The organism is Aureibaculum sp. 2308TA14-22, from assembly GCF_040538665.1.
Taxonomy (GTDB): Bacteria; Bacteroidota; Bacteroidia; order Flavobacteriales; family Flavobacteriaceae; genus Aureibaculum.
This window is the reverse complement of record NZ_JBEWXT010000001.1, coordinates 1399436-1419671: the sequence shown is the minus strand read 5'-3', so window position 1 is coordinate 1419671 and position 20236 is coordinate 1399436. Positions and strand designations below refer to the sequence as shown.

Genomic DNA, 20236 nt, shown 5'->3' with positions numbered 1-20236 from the left:
TAAAATTTAAAAATCAAATCGATAGTTCATTTTAAAAGCGATACCCCAGTTTTGACGGTGAATATCTTGGTTATAATTGTCAGAAACTACCAAATAAATATAAGATAGCGGTTTGTACTCCCATTGCAAACGGCTGTTAATATTAAAGTTATCGCGTTGGGTATTGTATTGCAAATAAGTTGTCCAATTGAGTCGGTTGTTAAAAAACACTTCGCCTGTAAAACGAGTTAAATGGAAGGTTTCTTTGCCTAAGGCATCCAAATCAATGTTGTTAATATCATAAGACAATTCCAAATTGGCAAATGGCAATAACTGATAGTTTAAGTAAGCTCCCGCTACAGTTCTTTTTCCGCCATAATAATTTCCTCTTTGTACATTTGCTCGATATCTTAATTTTTGATTGTTAGCGGAGTTATAGCCCACTTTTAGAATACCGAAGCGATATTCGCCCGGCGTTAAGGAATTTCCATTTCTTAGTGGATCAAAACCATATTTTAAATCTACATAATCGTAATTAATAACATAGTAAACTGCAGATAGGTCTTTAAAAAATATGGCTGAATTTAAAAAGAATTTTGATTGATTTAATTGGCCACTTTCATCATAATAGGTATTGTTGCTAAAATTGAGTACACGTATGTTGTTTATGGTCTCAGAATTCTCATAGAACTTTTCATATTCTAATCCCGTACTTACTTCGGTATAACCTTCTCTAACCACTATATCATTGATAGCATCATAGTTATACAACCTAGGTGTAAAGCCAACATCTGTAATATAGTTTTTACCTACATTTTTTACAGCGGCATTGGCACTTAGGCCACGTTTGTTAAACCATAAGCCGGCATTATAGAAACTATTATCTTTTGAAATGCCATCATTAAAACTTTTACCAACATTAGCCAAACCCAACCATTTATTATTATCTGATTTGTAGTTTACATTAATTCCTGCTACGCGATTATAATCATCTATAAATTCAAAACCCTCAGTTTCTTGTCGGTTAATAAGAAAACCAGTGGTGGTAAAATTTTTGGTGAGTTGATGTTCTGCCACTATTACCCCAAAATTTTGAGAGGGATTGTCATTTTCTGAATCCGTTTGTACATCTAAGACCCCAATTCTTGTTTTTGGGGAAACATTACCCGATAGTTTTAATCCAAACTGAATAGGGTTATTGGCTCCTACTCGTCTTGAATAAAATGGATTTATACCTTCCACGCCCAAGTTTGAAAATAAATCGGAGTTCTCTAAGAAAAAGTTACGCTGTTCTGGAAAATTGACTTCAAATCGAGTAAGATTGGTGACTTGTTGATCTACATCAATCTGAGAGAAATCGGGATTAATAGTTGCGTCAAGTTTTAAAGAAGAGGTTACATTATATTGCAAATCTAAACTAGGCTTAAAATTGGTGTCTTCAATTTCATTGGAAACATCATTTTGGTAATTAGCCGTTATTGAAGGTGTTACTGTAAATTTTGAACTTGACTTTTCTGGTAAGTTTTCTACTTTAAATTTTTCTGTAAAACGTAAGTCGAACAATCTATAATTACGCTTTACATTTTTAAGAATAGTCCAAGAATTTTTTTTAATATCTCGCACATAAAATTGAACACCAAAAACAGCATTTTCTTTATTAAAGTTTAAAAACTTAAGTGGTATGGCAACTTCATATATTTTATTATTACCTCTAATGCTGGTTTTAGCATTCCAAACGGCATTCCAACTAGTTGATAAATCATATCCTCCGTTAACTCTTTCAATCAAACCATCTATTATCGTTCCATGAGCATTGACGGAAAAATAATATGCATTTTGTTCTTGGTTTTGCGTATCTAAAATCATTGCAAAGCCATCGCTTAAACCTATAGGGACATCTCTTTTTAAAGAACCAACTTGAGATTTTTCTTCAGTATCATGGTATACTAAACTCACAAAAAGATTTTCGCCATTATGAAATAACTTTACTTCTGTTTGTTGTTCTGCAAGACCTTCATCATTTGGGGCATAATTATAGAAGTCTGTATATTCTGATACTTGTTGCCAAACAGGCTCTTCTAATTTTCCGTCTATTGAAACTTTAGTGTCTATGTACTTAATCGTTTTTGTTTGAGAAAATAAGTAACTCGTATAGCAACAAAGAGTGCATAATATTAATAGCTTAAACCGATTCATTTTTTGCAGGATTTCTATTATTCCTTATTTGAGTTTATCAACTCTAAAATTTTCAAAGAGACTGGTTTTGAAGATTGAAAATTCTGCCCTGTAACTAAACGCCCATCAACTTCTAAAGTAAACTTTCCTCTTTCTGAAAATCTAAAACTTCCTCCCCGCTCTTCAATTGTTTTTTGGATTAAAAAAGGAAATGTTTTAAAATACGGTTCCGATTTATTTTCATAATCATCTGGGTAACCACTTACCCTTTTACCATCAACCAAATATTTTCCGTCTTTGGTTTTTAAATTGACAATACCTGCTGTGCCATGACAAACGGAAGAAATGATACCATTATGTTTCTCGTAAACGTCCATTGCTATTTTTTGAATTTCTTTATTTTCTGGAATTCCAAACATAGCTGCACCACCACCTATGTATTGAACTGCTTTATATTTAGAAGGATCAATTTCTGAAGGCAATTTTGTGTTTTTCAACTTATTCATAAAATGAGTATCGTATAAATACTTTTTACTAATATCGTCGGAAGTATTAATATATGCTAACGGAACGGCCCCGCCTTTAGGACTCAAAAAGTCAACAGTATAACCAGCATTTTTAAAAACATCATAAGCATTTACAATTTCTGAAAAACTATTACCGGTTGTTAGTTTTGTATCTCCATAAAAATGAGCATTTGAGACTATAAATAAAACGGAATTCTGTTTAGGGTCATCAACTCTAGTTGCCGTTTTACTAATAATTTTCCAACCGCCATCAAATTTCTTTAATAAAAACGAGTCTATATAAACCCATTTTCTTTCTGGACCTGCAATTTCTACCTTAGCCGTCGCGATATCTTTGGTAACTTCAACAGCCAAAATTTTTGCGTCGCGACCATTAAATTTTCCCTTTTTTGCATTCTTAAAAAACCCAATATATTCTTTAGGGGTATAACGTTTAAAAACACCATCTCTACCCGTCAAATATAAAGTGGCATCTTCCGTAAAGGCACTTTCTAATAGTGCTGGTTTGTTATAAGAGCTACCTTCCATATAATTTTGAAGTGGTTTTTCAACAGCTGCCGATTCTGATTGGGAATTAGTTAATTGAAATGCAATTAACGCGGTAAGTAGTATTAAGTAATTTTTCATTGTACATTTTTAAAGATTTGGTCAAATCTCTATAATCATCAGAAAAATATAGTGAGAAATTATAAATGAGGTGTCCAGAATTATAAAATCGGATAAATAAGACTACGAAAATTGCTTTTTAAATTCAGCAGGGGTTTGACCCATAATCTTCTTAAAGGTGGCGTAAAACGTGGATTTTGAAGAGAACCCTGCTTCAAACCCAATAGCTTCAAGGGTATAATGTTTGTTTTCTAACAACAGTTGTTTGGCTTCCTCTATTCTATATTCATTAATAAATAATGCGAAGCTCTTGCCTAAATTGTCATTCAATAATTGGGATAATTTATGAGAAGAAATATCCAATTCAGTAGCAATATCTTTTAATTTAATATTTGTGTTTTTATGAAATTGCTTTTTCAACATTACCTGATGTAATGCTTTTGCCAAAGACTCTGCTTCCGTATCTTCTATTTTCTTTGCAGCATACTTTTCTGGAATATCTTGAAATACATTTTCACGATTATTTTTAAATAATAAAAAGACAAGTAAACCATAAAAAACGACCGAAAAGGTAATAGTTCCGACTAAATAAAGGTAAAAATAACCTATAATATATGCTGAATAAATCAACACATTACCAATAAAAACAGCGATGAGCCATAATTCAGAAGTTGTGCAAGTTATACTCTTATTAAATAGTTTTAGAAAAACATCTTTTAAAACAAAGGCGGATAATAGGATGTAAACACCCCAAGTAGCATAAATGAAATGAACTACATATTGCACCCATATGGCTCTATGCGTTGGATACGGTTTTATGAATCCTACAAGAACAATGATTAATGCCAATACTGCAATATGTATCTTCCAAGTATTGGGAATTTTTTTGGTGTTTTCTACAGAGGATTTTATAAAGTAAAATAAGCTCACCCCTATTAAAAAACAAGCAGAAAGACCAACTTGTAAAATAGACAAATTACGATCGCCCGGTTCAGTAAAAATGACATAAACAGACTTACCAATCCTTATGCTTAGCATCAGTAGTAAAAACCCAAAAAAGAAATTTTGAACACGTTTTTGTTTCGAAAAAAACAAAAAGTAAAAACTAGCTAAAAATCCATTAAAAACACCAATAGAACAGAGAAAAAACAGTATTGGATTGTTAAAGGTCATAGGTAACGATTAAAAATCAAATATAGGAATAATTATGGGTACTATTTAGTTGTTGTTTCTATAAAAATATCCTTGCCCAACTATTTTTTATCACTATTTTGCATCCCTCAAACTCATTTAGCAAATGAAAGTATGTATAGCCGAAAAACCTAGCGTTGCCCGTGAAATTGCCACCGTTTTGGGTGCAAAAACCCGACATGATGGCTATTACGAGGGTAACGGCTATGCGGTTACCTATACTTTTGGGCATCTGTGCACTTTAATGGAACCTAATGATTACAAACCGCACTGGAAAAGTTGGGATTTGAACAATCTCCCCATGTTGCCCAAAAAATTCAAGACCAAAGTGGTGGATGATTCTGGCATTCAAAAACAGTTCAATATTGTAAAGGGTTTATTTGATAAAGCAGAAGTGGTTATCAACTGTGGTGATGCTGGCCAAGAAGGAGAATTGATACAACGTTGGGTTTTAGATCAAGCGAATTACAAAGGCAAGGTTCAGCGACTTTGGATTTCATCTTTAACTACAGAAGCCATAAAAGAAGGCTTCCAAAACCTAAAACCAGCAGAAGATTACGACAATTTATATTATGCGGGATTTTCGCGTGCTATAGGTGATTGGCTACTTGGTATGAATGCTACCAGATTATATACGGTAAAACATGGAGGGTATAAACAAGTGCTGTCCGTTGGTCGAGTACAAACGCCTACACTTGCGATGGTAGTTAACCGATTTAAAGAAATTGAAAACTTTAAGCCCCAACCCTATTGGGAACTACAAACTATGTATAGAGAAATCTTGTTTAGTTATGAAGAAGGTCGCTTTCTGAAAATGGAAGATGGGCAAGTCTTAGCTGATAAAGTTAAAGAAGATGATTTTGAAATTGTATCGGTAACCAAAAAGAAAGGCAAGGATTATGCACCAAAACTGTTTGATTTAACAGGATTACAGGTGTATTGCAATAAAAAGTTTGGCTTTTCTGCGGATGAAACCTTAAAAATTGTTCAAAAACTCTATGAACAAAAGGTAGTTACCTATCCTCGTGTGGATACTACTTTTTTACCAAACGATGTATATCCAAAAGTGGCAGGCATTCTTAAAAATCTGACTAAGTATGCTGAATTAACACAGCCATTATTAGGTAAAAAGATAAAAAAATCGAGTAAGGTCTTTAACGATAAAAAGGTTACAGATCATCATGCTATTATTCCCACTGGCGTGGAAATAAATTTACAGTACAACCAACAACAGGTCTATGATATCATTACCAAACGTTTTATAGCCGTTTTTTATGAGGATTGCCAAGTATCCAATACAACGGTAATCGGTAAAGTAGCAGATGTCAATTTTAAAACAACTGGAAAAGAAATCCTAAAAAAAGGATGGCGAGTTGTTTTTGAGGATAAAAATGATGATAAAACACCCAAAGAAAAAGGCATGTTGCCCAATTTTGTAAAAGGAGAAAAAGGACCGCACGAACCTTCTTTTTTGGAAAAACAAACCAAAGCACCCAATCAGTTTACGGAAGCTTCCCTCCTACGTGCCATGGAAACCGCTGGCAAGCAAGTTGATGACGAAGAATTACGAGATTTAATGAAAGATAACGGTATTGGTCGTCCGTCCACGAGGGCAAATATTATTGAAACATTGTTTAGAAGACAGTACATTAAGCGAAACAAAAAACAATTGCTTCCTACCATTACGGGAATTAAATTGATTGAAACCATCCAAAATAAATTGTTAAAATCCGCTGAACTAACCGGTAAATGGGAAAAGCAGCTCAAAGATATTGAAAAGGGTGAATTCCATGCCGGTACGTTTATTAAAAACATGAAGCGGATGGTAGATCAACTGGTCTATGAAGTCCGTAGTGAAACCAAACGTGCCAATATTTCGCAAAACACAGTGTTACAAAATATAGCGAAAGAAAAAAAGGTAAAAAAAGTATCAGGAATTACCGCAGAAACGTGTCCAAAATGTAAACAGGGTAAACTTTTAAAAGGTAAAAATGCTTATGGATGCAGTAATTATAAAAACGGATGTGATTTTATATTGCCCTTTACCTTTATGGGCAAAAAAATTTCGGAAAAGCAATTTATTCGTTTGCTGCAAAAAGAATCGACTGTAAATTTAAAAGGTTTTAAAACCGATAACGGTTCAGTAGAAGGACTTGTTCGATTTGATGAACAATTTAACTTGGTACTTGAAGAAAAGATAACCGTACAACCGTCTAAAAGTAGCAAACTGATTTGTCCAAAATGTAAAAAAGGAACAATCCTCAAAGGTAAAGAAGCCTACGGTTGCAGTGATTACAAGTCTGGTTGTAAGTTTTTGTTTTCTTTTAAAGACATTAGAACAAAAGCGGGTGATAAACCATTGACTAAGGAATTGGTGTATGCGATATTGAGCGGTAAATAAACGTCTCACGCAAAGTTCGCAAAGGTTAACGCAGAGGCCGCAAAAGAATAACTTTTTCTTAGCGAGCTTAGCGTTTTTTTCTCTGCGGTCTTTGCGTGAAAAAACATTAACTTTTTTTCACAACAAATATTAATTTTGAATCCCAAATCAAAAGAAATCCAAAGCCAATATCAAGGCTATAAAAACACTCCATTACTATGGGAAAATAATTCAGTACTTGGGTTACGACAATTTGAACTTATACAACAAAATGATATAGCATTTAATGAACAACTTCCAGAAAACTTACGACTAGGGAAACGCGTAGAACGTTTTGTGAGTTCTGAACTTAAACAACATTCAACTATAAAAATTCTACTAGAAAATACACAAGTACAACACGATAAAAGAACAATTGGTGAACTTGATTGTATTTTAAAATGTGATGGAGTTCCAATCCACCTAGAAATAATTTATAAATTTTATCTGTTTGACGAGCGTGTTGGCACAACAGAAATTGAACATTGGATTGGGCCTAACCGCAACGATACTTTACTTAAAAAATTAACTAAGCTCAAAGAAAAACAACTTCCACTTCTCTATTCTGAATATTCAAAGCCATTATTGGATGATTTGGGACTAAATGTAGAATATATTACACAAAAGGTCTGTTTTAAGGCACAATTATTTATTCCCTATAAGGCAGAAGTCCCTCAATTTAAATTATTAAACAGCGATTGTATAAACGGGTTTTATATTCATTACTCTAAAATAGGGCAATTTGAGAATTGTAAGTTTTATATCCCATCAAAAGTGAATTGGCTTTTAGAGATACAAACTCAAGTTAATTGGTTAAATTTTGAAGTATTTTCTAAAAAAATGACCCCTATTATAAATAGTAAAACTTCTCCATTGTGTTGGGTGAAATTCCCAAATGGAAACATGCAGAAGTTTTTTGTGGTTTGGTGGCACTAGGTCTACATACTTTCTAAAGCATTGACCAAATAATCTATATCTTTTTTAGTAATATAAATAGCAAATGATAGCCTTACAGCATTTAAACCAAATTTACTCATAGGTCTCGAATCAATACCATATTTTTCAAAAAGTCGTGTTTTTACTCGTGAAACAGGCTTGCCCATAACTTCTATTACCTGAATTGCAGCGGAAAGGTCATCATTGGCTGGTGTTTTCAATCTTAAGTTCGGATTGGCTTCCACTTTTTCACGAAAGTATTTCTTTAATTCATAAGTCCGATTATGAATTTTCTCTATACCTATAGTATTTAAAAAATGAATACTCGCTCCTAAGCCTAAAACTTCAGGTAAGTTACGGGTATTGTAATTTTCTAAACGTCTGATTGATTTATCATTATGTCCTTTACAAACTATTAAAGGTTTAAGATGATGTTGACTCTCTTTTTTAGCATAAAATACGCCTACACCCTTGGGAGAAAACAACCATTTATGAGCACTGGCTGTATAAAAATCACATGCTAAATCATGCAAATCAATATTAAACATTCCCGCAGCTTGGGCTCCATCAACTGCCACCAATATCCCTTTTTTATGTGCCATTTTCGAAACTTCTCTTACAGGTAGTATCATACCATTAGTATTTACAATATGGCACATCGATATTACCTTGGTTTTGGGAGTAATGGCTTTTCTATAAATATCAACAAGTTCTTTCTTATTTTTAGGTAAAATGGGTACTTCAGGTCTAATCAATTTAATACCTTTCGCTTCTTGCCATACCTCCCATGGTACAGTACCACTAGTATGGTCATGGTTTACGATAATAATTTCATCGCCTTTTTGTAAATCCATACTTCTGGCAATCATATTCATACCCTCAGTAGTATTGTGGGTTAGGGCAATTTCCTCATTAGATACTGAAAAAAAATCGGCTACTGACTGCCTTGTTTTTTCTTTTTCATCTTCCCATCCACCCCACATATATTTTGATGGAAAACTATCTAATGTTTCTCTAAAATCTCTAGTGGCTCTTTGAACTGTAATTGGTGAAGAACCTAAGGAAGCATTATTAAAATACCTTAGCTTATCTGCAAAAATGAATTCTTGCTTTACCTTTTCCCAATAGACTTCTGAATTTGTATCACTATTTTTTAAGTTACTTTTACCCGCTTTTTCATCTTCAACAGTAGTTGTTGCAAATGTGGGTACAACTGTAAAGCCTGCCATTACGGTTGCCATTGATTTTATAAATTCTCTACGTTTAGAATAATCCGTCATCGTTTTTCAATTTAATTTTTAAATTTAACTAATATTCTAATGTCATGAAGCAAATAATAAAAGAAAATCTCACGAACATTATGTTTTGATTATTTTTTAATTAATAAAATTTTAAAAAAATAAAAACATTATTATCAGATAATTTGTAATTTAATACACAAATTCAACTGACCTTTATCCATGGAAAACCCAACCACAAAAATGAAGAAATTTGGCACGTTTGGAGGTGTCTTTACCCCTACTTTACTTACCATTTTGGGTGTAATTATGTATTTACGCCTAGGTTGGGTAGTTGGTAATGCAGGGCTTTTAGGAGCATGGTTAATTATTATTATTTCTTTTTTAATTACTCTATGTACAGCTCTTTCAATGTCGGCCATTACTACAAATATTCGTATCGGTGCTGGCGGTGCTTATGCACTGGTCTCACAGGCATTGGGGCTTGAGGTAGGTGGCAGTTTGGGAATCCCTAGATATGTCTCGCAAGGATTGGCCGTAACCATGTACATATTTGGTTTTAGGGAAGGTTGGTTAGGTATTTTTCCCGAACATAATGCGTTTTTGGTTGATGTAATCGTATTTGGAGTGCTATTCTCCATTGCTTATATCAGTGCCAACCTGGCCATCAAAACACAATTTATTATTATGGGTATTATTGTGCTCTCTTTGGTTTCCATAGTGATAGCTGCCTATGAAGGTTCTATGACAAACCCAGTTAGTGATGCCTTAAGCTGGGGTTCTTTTAAAGGATCGCCGGAAAATGATTTTAGTGGTAGTAGTTTTTGGGTAGTTTTTGCCGTTTTTTTTCCCGCGGCCACAGGTATTATGGCAGGTGCGAATATGAGTGGTGAATTAAAAGATCCTAAAAGCAGTATTCCAACCGGTACTCTATGGGCCATAGGAGTCAGTTTTGTAATTTATATGGTACTTGCTTTTTGGATTGCCAGAAGTGCTACCGAAGCAGAATTGGTCAGCAATTATTATATTATGGTAGAAAAGGCATTTTCTGGTCCTTTTATCATTGCAGGCATATTAGGTGCAACATTTTCATCGGCTTTAGCCTCAATTGTAGGTTCTTCGCGTATATTATTCGCTATGGGAGAGCATAAGGTAATTCCGTTTTCGGGATTCCTGTCGGGTCAAAGTGCAAATGGCCAACCTAGAAATGCCATGCTGGTTACCGGGGCATTGATATTCCTAACCTTACTGTTAAGAAACCTAAACGCGGTAGCACCTTTAGTAACGCTATTCTTTTTGATTACCTATGCCATGATTAATATTGTAGTAATTATTGAACAAAGATTAGGATTAATAAGCTATAGACCTATATTTAAAATTAGCAAATGGGTGCCGTGGTTTGGACTTGTTTCGTCCGTCTTTGCTATGTTTATTATAAATCCAGCGGTTAGTTTATTATCAATTGTAATCGTTTTAGGAGTGTATTGGTATTTGTCTCGACAAAATTTAGAAGCCCAATTTGAAGATGTGCGTTCAGGCCTCTTTGTATCCTTTGCAGAATGGGCAGCAAAACATACCTGGGGCATGAAAAAAATGCAACAACGTGCGTGGAAAGCTAATTTAATGGTACCCGTTAGAGATGTTAACGGATTAAAAGGTACTTTTCAATTCTTACGTAATATTGCCAAACCAAAGGGTTCTATTAAATTATTGGGTGTTGAGCCCTATTCTGAAACCAGTACATTGGCCAAGGAGTTAGACGGCATTTCCGCTTCTTTTAGAGAAAAAGATGTGTTTTCATCCTATTCTGTTATTCATACTGCAGAGATTGCCAATGGCATCAATTACGGGAGCCAAGCCCTGCAAGGTGCTTTCTTTAAACCAAATATCGTTTTTTTGAATATGCAGGACCATGACGATTATGAAACCGAACTAAGGCCTGTAATTAAAGAGTGTATTCGACTTGAAATTGGAGTATTGTTGTATTTATCGCATCCAACGGCGTTATTGGGACAACGTAACTCCATCAATGTTTGGGTAAGTGATAGAAAAGGCAATTGGAATTTGGGTTGGGACATTGGCAACTTAGACCTTTCTTTATTAGTTGCTTATAAATTAAAAATGAATTGGGGTGCTAGAATTCGGTTAATTACCGTGATAGATGACCCAAACGAGGAAGTCAATGCCAAGGAATTTTTAGCCAATCTCATAAATTTGGCAAGATTACCACATACGTTGACCGAAGTTCATATTGGCGATTTTAAAACAATAGTAAATAAAGTTCCTCCAGCAGATTTGAATATTTTTGGAATGGATGAAAACCTAAAGTTTGAATTTGTGAAAGAAATATCAGCTAAAACCAATAGTTCATGTCTTTTCGTTAAGGACTCTGGTCATGAAAGTATTTTGGCTTGATAAATTTCAATAAGCTATTCTATACTAATTTTCAACTTCAGCTTTAAGTGTATCGACTCGTTTAACCAATTCTGCATAACGATTTTCTGCCTCTTGTCCCGGTAATTGGTCAGCACCACTTATCATATAATACAAATATGATATTTGAGAGACCAGCATTTGTTGTGGGTAAGCACCTTTGTCGTTTTTTAATTGTTTCAATGTAGATTTGAGTTTCTCTAAACGATTTCCTTTTGCTTTTTTAACTTCACTTTCTAGTTCAGATTGAAGTTTATTAGACTCTGATAATAAATTGATTACTTTTTGTTGCATTGCAATTTGTTGCTCAATATCGGCTTTGGTCATGCCCTGTTTTATCACTCTTGGATCCATAACAATTTCAAACGATTGCTCATAGGTTTTACCATTTACGGTTAATTTAGCGGTATACGTGCCTGGAGCAACCATAGGTCCGTTTTTATAACTTCTATTCTCATTAGCTGACCATGCTCCTTTTTGGCGTAAATTCCATCGAAATCGATTTAACCCTTCCTTATCTTCTAATTTTGTATCAACATACCTAAAAGTCTGGCTTAAATTCATATCTTCTACCTCTGTAACTGTTGATTTTAATTGTGATTTATCACTTACTATTATAACAACAGACTCATTCTTATCATTTAAAATTTCTAGTTGTGTGCCTCCTTTAGTTCCTTTTGGAATATAATAGTCAATAATTACACTTGTCCGTGGATAATGCGGAAAAGCTCTACTGCTTACCTTTGGATAACGATAACGAATCGTATTATCTGGTTTAAATAAAACTGGTGTATCTTTTAAATTGTTAATGGCCTGCTGTCTTAATGCAGTAATATTGTCTAATATCCAAAAACCACGTCCCATTGTACTTAACACTAAATCACCTCTAAAAATCTTTAAGTCAGTTATAGGAGTAACTGGCAGATTTTGCTGGAATTTTTGCCAAGATTTGCCATCATTAAATGAAACGAACATTCCGAATTCCGTACCAGCATACAATAAGCCTTCACGAACTGGATCTTCTCGCAAAACGCGTGTGGTAAAATCTGAAGGAATCCCATTAGCTTCCGTTGAAATTAACTCCCAACTTTGGCCGTAGTTATCTGTCTTATAAAGATATGGTTTTGAATCACCTAATAAATGTCTATCTACGGCAATATATGCTTTAGCGGGATTAAATTGAGAGGGTTCAACCGATTCTACCCTACCGCCTTTCGGCATTTTTTTAGGAGTTACATTTTTCCAAGTTTTACCTCCATCCTGTGTAACAGAGATTATACCGTCATTTGAACCTGTCCAAATTAGGCCTTCTTTCAATTTCGATTCTCTAATGGAATATAATGTGCTGTAATATTCCTCACCAGTAATATCACGGGTAATCGGGCTTCCAGAAATGACTTGTTTATCAGCTTCAAAGGCTGTTAAATCAGGTGAAATGGTTTCCCATTTCAATCCATCAGTAACTGTTTTATGCAAAAATTGCGAACCATGATAAACCACATCTGGATTGTGCGGAGAGACATGAATTGGAGCTACACGTTGAAACCTGTACTTCAAGTCTTTGGGGTTATGTCCATAAATATTTGCCGCACCCACATAATAACTTTTCTCTGTACCCGTGCGTTTATCAAATACACTAAATCTTCCTTTGCAATTGGCATATACAATATTATGGTTGCCAGGTTTTGGTACACCAGGGCCGGTTTCGCATCCTCCAGAATTGATAATCCATCCTGTACCGGGGTTTTGGATGGCACTTGGAGGAAAACTTGGGACACCAATGGTTGATGAATTGTCTTGCATGCCTGCATAAAGCCAATATGGATATTGGTCGTCCACTTCTACTTGATAGAGTTCCGCAGTTGGTTGGTTGAATTGTGTTGACCATGTTTTACCGCCATTATGAGAAACATTTGCACCACCATCATTACATTGGATTAATAAGTCAGGATTGTTAGGGTTTAACCAAATATCGTGATTATCGCCATGGGGAACGCTCATTCGTTTCCATGATTTACCGCCATCAACTGATTTTAAAAGTGGATTGGCATTAGAATACACAATATCAGGATTTGTTGGATCCAATTCAATGTTGGTATAGTAAAAAGGTCTATTTACCAAACCAATATTATCAGAAACTTGTTTGAATGATTTTCCTTGGTTGACAGATTTGTATAGACCACCCTCCTTACCCGGAGCTTCAATAACCGCATACAAAATACTTGAATTAACGGGGCTTACCGCCAAGTCAATTTTACCTATAATGTTTTTAGGTAATCCATTTTCTAGTTTTATCCAATCTTTACCACCGTTAATAGATTTGTAAATTCCACCTTCTTCTTTATTTCCACCAGAGATAATAGTCCAAGGTTTCCGTTCTGCTTTCCAAGCAGCGGCATAGACTATATTCGGATTTCCTGGTAATAATTCTAAATCTGCAAAACCTACTTTATCTGAAATAAATAATACTTTTTTCCAGTGTTGTCCGCCATCCAAAGTTTTATAGATTCCACGTTCAGAATTAGAACCAAAAGCATTGCCAATGGCCGCAACCCAAACAATTTGGTTATTAGTTGGGTCTATCTCAACTGCTCCTATTTGCCCAGCTTTTCTAAGACCAATATGCTCCCAGTTTTTTCCTGCATCAATAGATTTATAAACTCCTTTACCAGAAATAACGTTGCTTCGCAATCCGTCAGAACCAGTACCTGCATATACAATGTTTGGGTCGTTAACAGCTACTTGAATCGCACCGATTGATGGTGTGTCAAAAAATCCATCGGAAATATTGTTCCATGTAGTTCCATAATCATCGGTTTTCCATACCCCGCCACCAGATGCTCCTAAGTAAAATGTGCCAGGTAACATAGCTGTTCCAGTTACTGTAGTTACACGTCCGCCTCTTTCTGGTCCAACGGTTCTATACTGTAAAGCTTTAAAGTCTTGGGCAATTAAAATAGTTGAGAAAAAAAACGATATAAAAATAGCAGAGAAATGTAATCGAAACTTCATTGGTGATTAGATGATTGGTTAGATTTCAAAGTTAATAAAAATTATAACTAATTTTTTTAACTAAATATCTTCATTTTTAATCTGATTCACTTTTCCAATATAGGTTATACTAGTTCTCGTTGGGCTGGTTAACGTTACATAACTTTTTAAACTAGGATACAGCAACATTCGTACATCAAACTGTTCGCTATTGCTCTTAGTACTAAATGTAATAGTGTAACGTTGTTTATTATCATCCCAAACCGCACTATATTCACTAAGTTCTCCTTCAAACTCAATGGCATTATCTCCACCATATCCGGCACTAGAGCGACGCTCACCAAAGTAAGGCAAGTGCGACGTGATAGAGTCGCCATTAATTTTTAGAAAATTACTATTGCCAATGAGGCTTATGTTGCTTGCGGAATTTTCAGGCCCCAATAACCCCGAATTTTGTAATTGAGACATTCCCACAGTTACCATGGGTTGTGCCATGTTTGACTCTATACTGAAATTTTGAGCTTCAACTACAGCTTTAATTTGGGTTGCATCTATATTTTTGGTAGTGGCACAACCACTTAGTAATAGAATCGCTATGAATAAGTAAAGATAAATTGATTTCATTTTTTGATAAATTTATGATTCATTTATATCAATAAATACGCCAAACTTCGTGCAAAGATTTTATTATTAAATAGTAAATTTATGGCATTAACTTAAATAAAATTTTACAAATAACCAGTTAAACATACGTTAAAATGTTAATGTAAAACATTTAGATTGTGATAGTTAAAAAAAGTTAGCATTCCACATAACAAAATAAGTTCATGATTTTTAATTAAAAAGGTTATTTTTGTTACTTGAAAACAATTTATGACCAATTGTTTTTAAAAGAATTCATTTTATGAAGAAATTACTTCCTTTACTCCTCATTTTTGTTTCTTTAGCAAATGTTTATGGTCAAGACAGAGCTATAGACCCCATACACATTCCAAGTTTAAAAGAAAAGATAGATACACATCTTGATTTTTTAACTGAAACTGAACTAAAATTAATAGTAGATTATTCAAGTGTAAACTCTTTTATTTCTGAAAATTGGAATACTAAGCGTATTAATCCCTACCCTATACCTATTAAAAATGTCCCCTTTCAGTTACTGTTTAGCGATAGTACATTTACATCCCCCGTTTTATTTGATAAAGTGGTAACATCTCGTTATGGATGGAGAAACAGAAGGCCGCATAAAGGTATTGACATCGATTTGGTCACAGGAGATACATTAAGAGCAATATTAGACGGAAAGGTACGCTATGTTGGTTACAATCGAGGTTATGGAAGAACGGTCATAGTCAGGCATTCCAATGGTTTAGAGTTACTTTATGCACATTTATCCAAGCAATTAGTAAAAGTAAACGATGTGATAAATAAAGGAGAGGTTCTTGGACTTGGTGGTATCACCGGTAATGCTAGAGGAAGTCATTTGCATTTAGAAACTATATATAAAGGGAACTATATAAACCCGGAATATTTGTTTGATTTTAGCAAAAAAAATAAGATAAGAAGCAACGAGTTTTGGGTTACCAATAAATGGACTAGCCCCCACCTACACAATTCCAAAAGAAAAAGTAAAATAAATGTAGCTACTACGTTTAAAGCTGCCACATCACTAAAAGCAGTTAAAACAAAGACTCATAAAATAAGGAGAGGGGATTCTCTTTCTAGAATTGCAAAAAAATATGGCGTATCAATTTTTGCCTTATGTAGGGCAAATGGTATTAAAAGAACCACTACATTAAGAATTGGTAAAAGACTAATTATTGGATTGTAAAAATTGTTTCACTACGTTATTATGAAAGAAAAAACTTTCAAATTAAGAATTGATCAGCCTTATATTACTTTAAATAAATTACTCCAAGTATTAGGGATTGCCCAAACTGGTGGACATGCAAAAATTATGATTCTGAATGAAGAGGTTATGGTCAATGGCCTTATAGAAACTAGAGTCAGAAACAAACTTATAAAAGGAGATATTGTCCAAACCAGTGGCACTACCATAAGTATTGTATAATAATACTAATGGCCATATTTATTTCCTAAATCTGGAATAAACCTTTAACTTTTTAGCAGTATTAATAAAATAAACTCCGGTTAAAAGTATAACAGCCGCGATAATAGATTGTACGGTAATTTGCTCTTCTAAAAAATACCAGCCTAATGCTAACGCAATTATTGGATTTACATAGGTAGAGGTCGCCACTTTTTCTGGTGAGACATGTTTTAATAGATAATTAAATGAAGTAAAAGCGATAATACTTCCAAAAGTAATTAATATCAGCATTGAAAGTTGAACCTTACCGCTCCACTCTAATGGATTTGACCATTGTTCTCCAAAAAACAAGCTCATAATCAATAGCATAATTCCGCCCGTAAACATCTGGTAACCTGTGTTTACAAAAAAATTGGTAGGCAAATCTGCTTTACCAACAAATATACTTCCATAGCCCCAACTTATCATACAGGAAAAAATCATTATTAACCCTATAATTGTATTTTCATTACTGATGATTTGTTTTTGACTTACCAGTAAGTACATTCCAATCATACCCAACACAATACCAACGATTGACATGGGTTGAATTTTTTTCTTTTGTATTATTAGCATTAGTAATAATACTACAAGTGGCTGTGCAGAAATTTCTAAAGCTGCAAAACCACTATCAACATATTTTAAGGCCCACACCACTACTCCATTGCCAAATGTTAAAAATAAAAAACCGGCAATGGCAGTATTTAAAAACTGCTTTCTACTAATAGTAAGACTTATCCCCATTAGCTTGGCTATTAAAAATATAAGCAAACTGGCACTTAAAAATCGAATAGCTGCCAATTTAAAAGGAGGAAGTTCGGTTACAGCAATTTTATTTAAAAGATATGTTGAGCCCCAAATGACATAAATAGAAAAAAATGCCAATACAATAAGAATGGTTTTATTTGGTTTGGTCATGGATTAAATAATTCAAGGTAAAATTATGTATTATTTGCAACCAATCCTCAATTTGTAAGGATTAAAAGATTTAAAAAAGACAAAAAAATAAGAGAAATGGCCTGTTATCAACTTTATAAGTAATAACATATTGTATATCAGAATATTGAATTTTAATATGTTTTTGATAAATGTTAAAAAATATAATTGTTTAATTCATTGAATATTATAAATTTGCACCTACAAAAAACACATTTTAAACTCTAAATTAAACTAAAAACACTAAATTATGAGAAAATTATCAGTATTAGTATTGACAATGGTTTTATTGTCTGCATGTGTATCTAAAAAGAAATATGTTGCACTTGAACAGGACAGAGACCAAATTAAAGGTGAATTGCATAAAACGGCAGTTGCTAAAGAAGAATTAGAAGCAAAGTTTGCTGCAATTGAGGCAAAAGTTGACGCTTACAATGCAAAAATTAATGCTCTAAAAGCAGATAATGATGCAAAATTAACCACGTCTGACGGAAGTGTTATCTCTAATGATGCTAAAAAATCAATGAGAGCGACTATCGCCAAAATGGATTCAGAAGCAGTTAAAGGTGCAAAAACATTGAAAGATTCAATGAACTTGGCTGTTGCTTACAATTTGAAGAAAACTATGGCAGGCAGCGAATTGAGTGAAGATGCTAACGGTGAAGTTGATATTAATATCAATGAGACTGTAGTGATGATTACTATCGCTGACAATTTATTATTTAGAACTGCAAGCTACAGAATGAGCAACAAAGCTGATGGAGTTTTGCAAAAAATTGCTGATTTGTTAAAATCTGAGCCTAGCTTAGACTTAATGGTTGAAGGTCACACAGATTCTAGAACTATTAATACAGGTGCAATTAAAGATAATTGGGACTTAAGTGTATTGCGTGCTACATCAATTGTAAGAAGAATGCAAGATAAATTTGATGTTGATCCAGCAAGATTAATTGCTTCAGGTAGAAGTAGTCACCAACCTTTAGCTAAAAATGATTCAAGAGAAAATAGAGCAAAAAACAGAAGAACTCGTATTGTTATTATGCCAAATATCGATAAATTCTTTGCTTTAATGGCTGAAAAATAATTAGCCAATTATATAATAATAAAAGCATAAAAAATGCCTGATGAAATAATCATCAGGCATTTTTTTATAGTGGTAATGTAAAATTACTGTTTTTTTACACGAACAGCATTTAAACCTTTCTGTCCTTTTTCTAATTCAAAAATTACTTTATCATTTTCTTGAATATCATCAAGCAGTCCACTTACGTGAACAAAGTATTTTTCATTATTCTCAGTGTCTACTATAAAACCAAAACCTTTTTTATCATCATAGAAGTTAACTTTTCCATTTCTTATCGGATCTTCCTCTTCTTGCTCTTCTTTTTTTGGCACACCAACAACAATATCTTCAGCATCCACTTTTATCTTTTTTGACGGATCTGGTGGCGTATCAGTAAGTTGTCCAAACTCATCTACATATATAAATGTATCATTCTTTTCACCGGCCTTACGTGCTTCTTTACGCTTTTTCTTTTCCTCGCGTTTCTTTAATCTCTTTTTTTCTCTTTCTTTTTTACCAAAGGTTTCTTGTGCTCTTGCCATTATTTATTTTAAACGTATTTTAATGCTAATTTATAGCTGTTATTTTACAAAGATAGTGATTTTACGGCACTTTATTGTTGACCTACTATTTGCCCAATCTTCTTAAGGCTACCCATTGCTTAAGCATTTCTCTTGAATCGGTCGCAGGATAGCCCAATACCGTCTTGCCTGCAGCAACATCATTCATTACTCCAGAACCAGCACCAACAGTGGCTCCAGATTGGATAGTAGTATGATCTTTAATAGAAGCACTTCCGCCAATAATTACACCATCACCTAGTGTAACAGAACCCGCAAGACCACTATGACCCGCCATAATGCAAGATCTACCCATTACGCAATTGTGGGCTATTTGAACTAAGTTATCTATTTTACATCCATCACCAATTATGGTTGAGCTAAATTTACCTCTATCTACACAACTATTAGCACCAATTTCTACACCATTCCCTATAATCACATTACCAATTTGTGGAATTTTGACCAATCCTCTACCATCTTCACTTGGTCTATATCCAAATCCGTCCGCCCCAATGCTTACGTTGGTATGAAAAATACAATATGCACCTATTTCTGTACGCTCTCTAATAACTGTACCCGACCATACCACGGTGTTTTGCCCGATTTTGGTTTCGTCCATTACGGTAACATTAGGGTATAAAACTACACCTTCTGCCAATTCAACATCCTTACCAACATAACACCCAGCTCCTATCTTGCACCCTTTACCTACTGTTGCACTATCATGTATTACGGCAGTAGGATGAATTTCATTATCAAAAACGGGAGGTGGGGGATTAAAAACTTCCAAAATTTTTGCCATAGCCAAATCTGCATTTTTAACTTTAATCAATGCACGATTTTCTCCAGGTTCTACTGTAAATTTTTCGTTAACTACCGCAGCAGAAGCTTTAGAAGTGTACCAATGTTTAATGTATTTTGTACTTCCGATAAAACTAATATGATTGGATTCCGCTTTATCCAATTGTTCTGGGCCGCTAATTTTAGCTGTTGTGTTACCAACAAGTTCTCCGTTCAGTATTTCATTTATTTCTTGAATCGAATATGATTGCATAGTATTAATATTTTTTGGTTTGTGTATAAATATAAGTTT

15 protein-coding genes are annotated in these 20236 nt (G+C 34.0%); 6 read left to right on the top strand and 9 right to left on the bottom strand.

The window, feature by feature from the left end; all coding sequences use genetic code 11:
* Positions 1-6: 6 nt before the first annotated feature.
* The 3 genes from U5A88_RS06240 to U5A88_RS06230 all read right to left on the bottom strand — a co-directional run bounded on the left by U5A88_RS06240 (position 7) and on the right by U5A88_RS06230 (position 4460).
* A complete protein-coding gene (locus U5A88_RS06240) occupies positions 7-2175 on the bottom strand; it encodes a DUF5916 domain-containing protein (protein WP_354204745.1) in 2169 nt (722 codons plus the stop codon).
* Between the two features lie 17 nt (positions 2176-2192).
* Positions 2193-3308, bottom strand: coding sequence for a nuclear transport factor 2 family protein (locus U5A88_RS06235; RefSeq protein WP_354204744.1), 1116 nt, complete (start codon positions 3306-3308; stop codon positions 2193-2195).
* Positions 3309-3410: 102 nt separating this feature from the next.
* On the bottom strand, positions 3411-4460 hold the full coding sequence (locus tag U5A88_RS06230) for a helix-turn-helix domain-containing protein (RefSeq protein ID WP_354204742.1): 1050 nt from the start codon (positions 4458-4460) through the stop codon (positions 3411-3413).
* A gap of 124 nt (positions 4461-4584) precedes the next feature.
* Here U5A88_RS06230 and U5A88_RS06225 point away from each other — a divergent pair, with 124 nt between their 5' ends.
* Entirely contained in the window at positions 4585-6879 is a 2295-nt protein-coding gene (locus U5A88_RS06225; protein WP_354204740.1) for a type IA DNA topoisomerase, read from the top strand.
* A 135-nt stretch (positions 6880-7014) separates the two neighbouring features.
* Positions 7015-7833, top strand: coding sequence for a DUF1853 family protein (locus U5A88_RS06220; RefSeq protein ID WP_354204738.1), 819 nt, complete (start codon positions 7015-7017; stop codon positions 7831-7833).
* Between the two features lie 2 nt (positions 7834-7835).
* Here the strand turns inward: U5A88_RS06220 and U5A88_RS06215 are convergent, their stop codons facing one another.
* Positions 7836-9113: an aminotransferase class V-fold PLP-dependent enzyme gene (locus U5A88_RS06215; RefSeq protein WP_354204736.1), complete on the bottom strand. Its 1278-nt coding sequence runs from the start codon at positions 9111-9113 to the stop codon at positions 7836-7838.
* A gap of 180 nt (positions 9114-9293) precedes the next feature.
* On the opposite strand from U5A88_RS06215, the gene U5A88_RS06210 reads away from it, so the two are divergent.
* A complete protein-coding gene (locus U5A88_RS06210; protein WP_354204735.1) occupies positions 9294-11486 on the top strand; it encodes an amino acid permease in 2193 nt (730 codons plus the stop codon).
* 24 nt (positions 11487-11510) lie between these two features.
* Here U5A88_RS06210 and U5A88_RS06205 read toward each other — a convergent pair whose 3' ends face one another.
* The gene (locus U5A88_RS06205) at positions 11511-14516 is read right to left on the bottom strand and encodes a hypothetical protein (RefSeq protein ID WP_354204733.1); all 3006 of its coding nucleotides are present in this window, start codon (positions 14514-14516) and stop codon (positions 11511-11513) included.
* 60 nt (positions 14517-14576) lie between these two features.
* Entirely contained in the window at positions 14577-15119 is a 543-nt protein-coding gene (locus U5A88_RS06200; protein WP_354204731.1) for a DUF4251 domain-containing protein, read from the bottom strand.
* Positions 15120-15399: 280 nt separating this feature from the next.
* On the opposite strand from U5A88_RS06200, the gene U5A88_RS06195 reads away from it, so the two are divergent.
* On the top strand, positions 15400-16323 hold the full coding sequence (locus U5A88_RS06195) for a M23 family metallopeptidase (protein WP_354204729.1): 924 nt from the start codon (positions 15400-15402) through the stop codon (positions 16321-16323).
* Positions 16324-16344: 21 nt separating this feature from the next.
* Positions 16345-16563: an RNA-binding S4 domain-containing protein gene (locus U5A88_RS06190; protein ID WP_354204727.1), complete on the top strand. Its 219-nt coding sequence runs from the start codon at positions 16345-16347 to the stop codon at positions 16561-16563.
* Positions 16564-16581: 18 nt separating this feature from the next.
* Here U5A88_RS06190 and U5A88_RS06185 read toward each other — a convergent pair whose 3' ends face one another.
* Positions 16582-17499 (bottom strand): EamA family transporter, encoded by a 918-nt coding sequence (locus U5A88_RS06185; RefSeq protein WP_354204725.1) that lies wholly within the window; start codon positions 17497-17499, stop codon positions 16582-16584.
* Positions 17500-17767: 268 nt separating this feature from the next.
* On the opposite strand from U5A88_RS06185, the gene U5A88_RS06180 reads away from it, so the two are divergent.
* The gene (locus U5A88_RS06180) at positions 17768-18601 is read left to right on the top strand and encodes an OmpA/MotB family protein (RefSeq protein WP_354204724.1); all 834 of its coding nucleotides are present in this window, start codon (positions 17768-17770) and stop codon (positions 18599-18601) included.
* Between the two features lie 83 nt (positions 18602-18684).
* On the opposite strand, the gene U5A88_RS06175 is transcribed toward U5A88_RS06180, so the two are convergent.
* Positions 18685-19122 (bottom strand): cold-shock protein, encoded by a 438-nt coding sequence (locus U5A88_RS06175; protein WP_354204722.1) that lies wholly within the window; start codon positions 19120-19122, stop codon positions 18685-18687.
* An 85-nt stretch (positions 19123-19207) separates the two neighbouring features.
* Entirely contained in the window at positions 19208-20197 is a 990-nt protein-coding gene (lpxD, locus tag U5A88_RS06170; protein WP_354204720.1) for a UDP-3-O-(3-hydroxymyristoyl)glucosamine N-acyltransferase, read from the bottom strand.
* Positions 20198-20236: the final 39 nt, after the last annotated feature.

Coding starts and splice junctions, on each gene's coding strand:
- U5A88_RS06240 (WP_354204745.1), bottom strand. CDS start 2,175: ATGAATCGGTTTAAGCTATTAATATTATGCACTCTTTGTTGCTATACG.
- U5A88_RS06235 (WP_354204744.1), bottom strand. CDS start 3,308: ATGAAAAATTACTTAATACTACTTACCGCGTTAATTGCATTTCAATTA.
- U5A88_RS06230 (WP_354204742.1), bottom strand. CDS start 4,460: ATGACCTTTAACAATCCAATACTGTTTTTTCTCTGTTCTATTGGTGTT.
- U5A88_RS06225 (WP_354204740.1), top strand. CDS start 4,585: ATGAAAGTATGTATAGCCGAAAAACCTAGCGTTGCCCGTGAAATTGCC.
- U5A88_RS06215 (WP_354204736.1), bottom strand. CDS start 9,113: ATGACGGATTATTCTAAACGTAGAGAATTTATAAAATCAATGGCAACC.
- U5A88_RS06210 (WP_354204735.1), top strand. CDS start 9,294: ATGGAAAACCCAACCACAAAAATGAAGAAATTTGGCACGTTTGGAGGT.
- U5A88_RS06205 (WP_354204733.1), bottom strand. CDS start 14,516: ATGAAGTTTCGATTACATTTCTCTGCTATTTTTATATCGTTTTTTTTC.
- U5A88_RS06200 (WP_354204731.1), bottom strand. CDS start 15,119: ATGAAATCAATTTATCTTTACTTATTCATAGCGATTCTATTACTAAGT.
- U5A88_RS06195 (WP_354204729.1), top strand. CDS start 15,400: ATGAAGAAATTACTTCCTTTACTCCTCATTTTTGTTTCTTTAGCAAAT.
- U5A88_RS06190 (WP_354204727.1), top strand. CDS start 16,345: ATGAAAGAAAAAACTTTCAAATTAAGAATTGATCAGCCTTATATTACT.
- U5A88_RS06185 (WP_354204725.1), bottom strand. CDS start 17,499: ATGACCAAACCAAATAAAACCATTCTTATTGTATTGGCATTTTTTTCT.
- U5A88_RS06180 (WP_354204724.1), top strand. CDS start 17,768: ATGAGAAAATTATCAGTATTAGTATTGACAATGGTTTTATTGTCTGCA.
- U5A88_RS06175 (WP_354204722.1), bottom strand. CDS start 19,122: ATGGCAAGAGCACAAGAAACCTTTGGTAAAAAAGAAAGAGAAAAAAAG.
- lpxD (WP_354204720.1), bottom strand. CDS start 20,197: ATGCAATCATATTCGATTCAAGAAATAAATGAAATACTGAACGGAGAA.